The 5483-nt window shown below is 62.1% G+C and carries 3 protein-coding genes and 1 pseudogene; all 4 read right to left on the reverse strand.

The window, feature by feature from the left end:
- A partial coding sequence (locus tag ABYO54_RS13395) for a family 43 glycosylhydrolase (RefSeq protein ID WP_372808756.1) occupies nucleotides 1-464 on the reverse strand: 464 nt, incomplete at its 3' end.
- A gap of 187 nt (nucleotides 465-651) precedes the next feature.
- Entirely contained in the window at nucleotides 652-3117 is a 2466-nt protein-coding gene (locus tag ABYO54_RS13400) for a hypothetical protein (protein ID WP_372808754.1), read from the reverse strand.
- A 12-nt stretch (nucleotides 3118-3129) separates the two neighbouring features.
- Nucleotides 3130-4101 (reverse strand): hypothetical protein, encoded by a 972-nt coding sequence (locus ABYO54_RS13405; RefSeq protein ID WP_372808755.1) that lies wholly within the window; start codon nucleotides 4099-4101, stop codon nucleotides 3130-3132.
- A gap of 160 nt (nucleotides 4102-4261) precedes the next feature.
- A pseudogene (locus ABYO54_RS13410) lies at nucleotides 4262-5483 on the reverse strand (hypothetical protein); the annotation flags it as partial.

The raw sequence follows: 5483 nt of genomic DNA on the forward strand, positions 1-5483 counted from the left end.
CTGTTTATCAGCGCCGGATTGGTGGCCAGCCGCTCCCAGGGGCCGTCGGGGGAATCCGATACGGCGATGCCGATCTTGGAGTCGGGATTGAAGGGCTTTTGAGCGAACGGCCGCGAAGTGCCCGTGTAGAAGAGCCAGTATTTTCCCTCGGCAACGAGAATGTTGGGCGTAAATACGCTGGCGCCTTCCCAGCTGCCGGGCTCGCCCTTGGCCAGCGCCATGCCCTTCTCCGTCCAGCTCACGCCATCGGCCGAGGTGGCATACCACACCGTCGCATCGTAGCCGGGGGAGATCGTTCCTTTCGAGTACCAGACATAGTAGAGATCGCCGACCTTGATGACGTCGCTCGGGTCGCGGCGCATCACGCCCTTTTCCGCGCCGATGCCCGTCAGCTCGGAATGGGTCACGTTGACCGTTTTGAATTCCGCCTGCGCCGTTGCGCACAACGCACCGGCAATGATCATCAATGCACTTTTACTTAACTTGTTCATCTGTTCTCCTTTGCTAAAACCAAATCCAATAATCGCGTATCCGCTCATCCTTTATGAAGGGATAAGGTAACACCCCGGCGCCCGTCAAGCCATCGCCGGAAAAGGGTATTTTTTTCCGGCCTGGCCTTGAAGGCGGCGGCTTCCATCCGGCGCAACACGCCTAATCGTAGACCTTTTCCCCGTCGCGGATGGCCGCGCGGGACTTCAGCTCAACGTGCCGGCGCTGCCCGTATTTTTCGTTGCGGCCCCGGTCGACCGGATTGGGCACGAACTCCTCCATGTCGGCCCGCGGGACCTTTTGCAGTTGCGCCTGCCCTGCCTGGATGATGGCGAGCACCTCGTGGTATTCCGCACTGCCCTTTTCCAGGAGGGCCAGGCAGGGGCTCATTTCCGGACGGTCGAAACTGATCTGCGCGCCGACGGCGGTCCGGTGGCTGACCGGGACCGTTACGCCGGTCAACTGCTCGATCATCTTCAACTGCTCCGTCGTGATGGGCGAGCGGCCGCAGGGATTGTCGGGATAGGCGCATTCATAGACGGGATAATAGGGCGCATTGATGTCGAGCCAGGTGATGATGCGGGTCATCTCCTCCTGCGAAAGCTTTACCTTGTGGTGGCCTTCGCGGAGCACCGCGACGAGCTTGCTCGGATGCGAGCCCCAAGAGTAGGCCGGTTTGATGTCCGCCGGCCCGGCGCCCACGCAGGTGATCGCGCCCGTTCTCCACAGGTCGATGTAGGAGGCATTGAACGACACGGCGCGGTCGCCCGCCAGCACCAGTTCCTTCGCGCCCTTTTTGCCGAAGTCGTGGCATTTGAGGCAGTGCTTGTCGAAGATCGGCTGGATCTCCTTCATATAGCTGAACAGGCGCGGTTCGCCGAACCACCCGTTGAGCTTGGAAGGCGGCCGCTGAAGGGCCATCACATTGCGGGCCGAAACGAGCGGGGTATCCTCCACCCGGTTTTCGTGGCAACCGACGCAGCCCTGCACTTCGCCGGGCATCAGGATGGTTCCGCTGCGCATCGACTGCACCATCATGCCGTTTTCGTCCAGCGCCTGGAAAAAGACGAAACGGTCGGACGGCACTTCGAAATAGGCCGAGCCATCGGCTTCGACCGGCACGGTGCCGAGGATGCGCTTGTTCTCGAAATTGGTCCAGTTCATGCCGGGGGCCTGTGTGCCTTGGCCGCCCCATCGTCCTTGGGACCAGTTCCGTTTTTCCGGCGACTCCACGATCCGCAGGTATTTGACGGAGCCGGGTTCGACCCCCTGCATATGGGTGCCGATATAGACGTTCTGCACGTAGAAAACCCCGGTATCCTTGGCGAAATCCAACAGGGAAGGTTTCATGGACGGACGCGGGCGCGGCGCGATCGGCATGGGGTCGAAGCAGCCCGGCCCTTCGGTATGCAGCAGCACCTCGTTGCCGAAGAGATCGACCAGATAAAGGCCCATCTGCTCGCCCTCCCCGACCATCCGCGAAACCAGGAAATGTTTTTCGCCGAGCGGATACGGATCTTCGTAGCAGGGCCGCACCCGCTTGAAGGTGTCGTAGTTTCCTACGTCGACCAGATCAATGGCGGAGGCGGGCCAGGTGCGCACCACGGGCTCGCGGCCATCGACGCCCTTGCTGCGATCGATGATCGCCAGCGCGCCCCAGGGGCGGTCGTGGCAGGAACCGAAGATGCAGAGCGAAAGCTGGGTGCCCGGAATGATGCGCGCATCGATGACGCCGCCCGGCGAGGCGGTGTTGTTGCCCCAGAAGATGGCGTGGTTGGAGCCGTCGGGATTGACCGTCCAAAGCCCTTGGGCATCGCCGAAGTTGCGGTCCACGTATTCCCAGCGGTCGTAGAGGATGCGGCCGTCGGGCATCAAGGAGCCGTGCCCTTCGAAAAGCGTGCTTTTGCCGATCTGGACAATGTTCGCGCCATCGGCATCCATCCGGAAGAGGTTCGCCATGATGTGGCGGTTGCACATGCAAAACTTCGGCTCGCGCGTTGCACTGAAGCCGATCGACCCATCCGGCAGATAGAACGGATCGATGTCGGAAACCCCGGCGGCGGAGGTGAGCTGCCTGAGCCCGGAACCATCGATGCCGATTTCATAGATGTGATAGTCGTCGTCGGCGCTTTTGCGCATCGAGAAAATGATCTTCTGGCCGTCGAAATCCAGTTCCGGATCGCGCACGATGGCGGTGGGACCGGGATCGAGGATGGTGGAGACCTTCCAGCCCCCGGCGATATCCAGCATTTTGAGCACGCCGGGCGGATCGTACTTTTTCTCGTTGATCTCGCCCTTCTGGAAAAGGGTCGCCGTGTTGTGGTGGTCCGCCTTGTACTGCTTGCGGACCACGAACAGGATCGGTTGCCCGGCCACCAGCGGGTTGGCCGTCAGCGCCTCGCGCTGGATTTGGGCCAGCTGCGCGTCATCGGCCCGCTCCAGCAGCGCCAGATATTTCCGGCCGTCCGGATAGGCCTTGCCGAACGTGGCGATCAAATCCTCGATGGCCGCACGCACCGCGGCCTGGTCCACCGCCGCGGCCGGCAACGGAATCGGGGCGGCTTTCCTGCCGGCAGCCGCGCCGAGCGCAACCCCCGAAATACATAGCAATACGAATATTCTTTTCACGACGTTCTCCCTCTAATGCCAAATTTCGCCCTTGGTCGCATCGCCGGGAACCTCCAGCAACTGGATGCTCGCGGCCGCGGCGACCGCATCGAAATCCTGATAGGACCAGACAATCTCCTTTTCCGGCGTCACTTCGATGACGTGCGCCGACTTGCGCGCCTTGCCGTGGCCGAGCCAATTGGTCAGCACCGTGTTGCCGTTGGGTAGGCGCTGCAGGCCGGTCACGAAATAGAGCGTCGTGCCCGGCAACTCGTCCTGATCGATCTTCCAGACGATCTTGCCCGCCGGATCGACCTCCATCACCTTGTTCTTGGTCGACTTGTCGCCGCAGGAAATCAACGTGTTGCCGTTGGGCAGGCGGATTGCGCTGTGCGGCCACCCTTCCGCCGGAATCTCGCGCAGCACCTTGCCGTCGGGATCGTATTCCACGACTTTCTTTTGGCCGTAGAGCGCCACCAGGTAGTTTCCGTTCGCGAGCTTGCGGGCATTGCGCATGAAGGAGTGCCCCCCCTTGCCCACGTATTTTTTCCGGCCTTTGACGGCGGGCGGTTCCGGCACATCGGCCAGCAGCTCGATTTTCTTGACGATGGTTCCCGCGGGATCGACCTCGAGCAGATTCCCGTCGGAGCATTCGCCGATAAAGGTGTTGCCGTTCGGCAAGCGCTGGCAGGCAAAGACCTCGCCTTTCGACTTATACTCGAAAACGACCTCCTTGGCGGGGGTCACCTCCTGCACGCCGGTACCGGTGTTGAAAAGGATGTTGCCGTTGGGCAGCATCCAGACATCGTCGACGTGTCCGGTTTTGCATTGCCACTCCACCTTCCCGTCCACCCCGACGATGCAGACCTTGCCGCCCGAATAGTCGCCCAGCAGAAAACGGCGCCCCGGGCCCGACTGCACCGGGTCGCTTTTCCAGTCCACGCCGCCGAAAACCGTCGCCGCAACCGAAGCCGCCAGCACCAACAAAACCCCTTTTCGATCCATATCCCACTCCCGTAAAATCAAGCCCCGTCCGGGCGCTCTTCTTCTGAAGACCATGGCCCGCATCCGCCAAGGCCGTGACATAGAAAACGCCAACGGCCTGCGAATTTGGACTGCAAAGCGCCCTTGCCGGCAACTTTACGCCCGGCACGGCCCCTTTCCTCTAGCGATCGGTCCGGCGGCCGCGGATGCGGTAGTAGCGCACTTCGGCGGCCGGCGCGTTGGTGGAATAGATGTTCTGCGGCGGCGTGGCGGCGCGATCCACCATCAGCGGAATCCAGCTGTTGACGGCCAGATTGGTCGTATATTCCAGCGTGTACTCGCCGTTGACGGCGCTCTGCCAGGCGATGGAGAGATCCGTTCCATCCAGCTCGAGCCCTTCGATGACCAGGCAGGAGGCGGCATTCGTGGGATCGGTGCCGACCCAGTATTCCTCTTCATTGGTCAGGCCGTCCCTATCCCAGTCGTCGCCGGCCGGCTCCGAATTGCTGGAGCCGAAGTGGGCGGTTTCCCAGGAATCGGCCATGCCGTCGTTGTCGAGGTCGATCAGCGAGCGCGTATCGAACGCCACGCTGTCGTAAGCGCCGACCGTGCCGTCCGTTCCGGTTGCAAAGACGCGGAAATAGAGCTGTTCGCCCGGCACGAGGCCGGTGAGGGTGACGGAGAAGTTGCCTTCGGACTGGGCGGGCAGATCGGTGCTGTACTGCCAGTCGCCGATTTCGTCGCCGCCGTCGTACGACCCCCAGCAGACGGTCACGGCGACCGCCATGTTGCCGACGGAATAGAGCACTTCGCCGCTCACCAGCGCCGAGACGCCGTCGATCCCTTCCGCGCCGCTGTTGGCCACCAGCGTAAGTGGCTGGCCATCGTAGACCTTCAAGCCGGCGGTGATCGCGGCCTGGCTCATCTCCTCGCGGTTGCGGCGATTCGTCCAGGTGGATTCATGCCACAGGTCGAGCGCGGTCGCCTTGTAAAAGTTGGCCATATCCGCGCGCGGCAGAAGGGCGAGCTGAGCCTGCCCGGCCTGGATAATGGCGAGCGCGTTGTTGTATGCGGAAGACCCGACCGTCAACCCGTCCAGGCAGGGGCTTTTTTCCGGGCGGTCGAAGCAGACCATCGGCCCGGGGTTTTTGCTCCATCCGTTCATGCTGTCGAAATCCTTGCCGGTATACCCTTCCAGCGCGTTTTTCTGCGCCGTCGTCAGCGGCGAACGCCCGGCCAGGTTGTTGGGATAGTTCGAGCTGAAGTGGGGATAGTACGGCGAGTTCATGTCGAGCCAGGTGGCGATCCGTTCGAACTCCTCGGTCGTCATCGCGCTGCTGTTGTGGCCGGACAAAATCTGGGCCATCAACGGGCTGGCGTGCGAGCCCCAGCTCTTGGCCTGC

Origin of the sequence: Pontiella sp. (genome assembly GCF_041622395.1) — a bacterium.
Lineage (GTDB): Bacteria > Verrucomicrobiota > Kiritimatiellia > Kiritimatiellales > Pontiellaceae > Pontiella.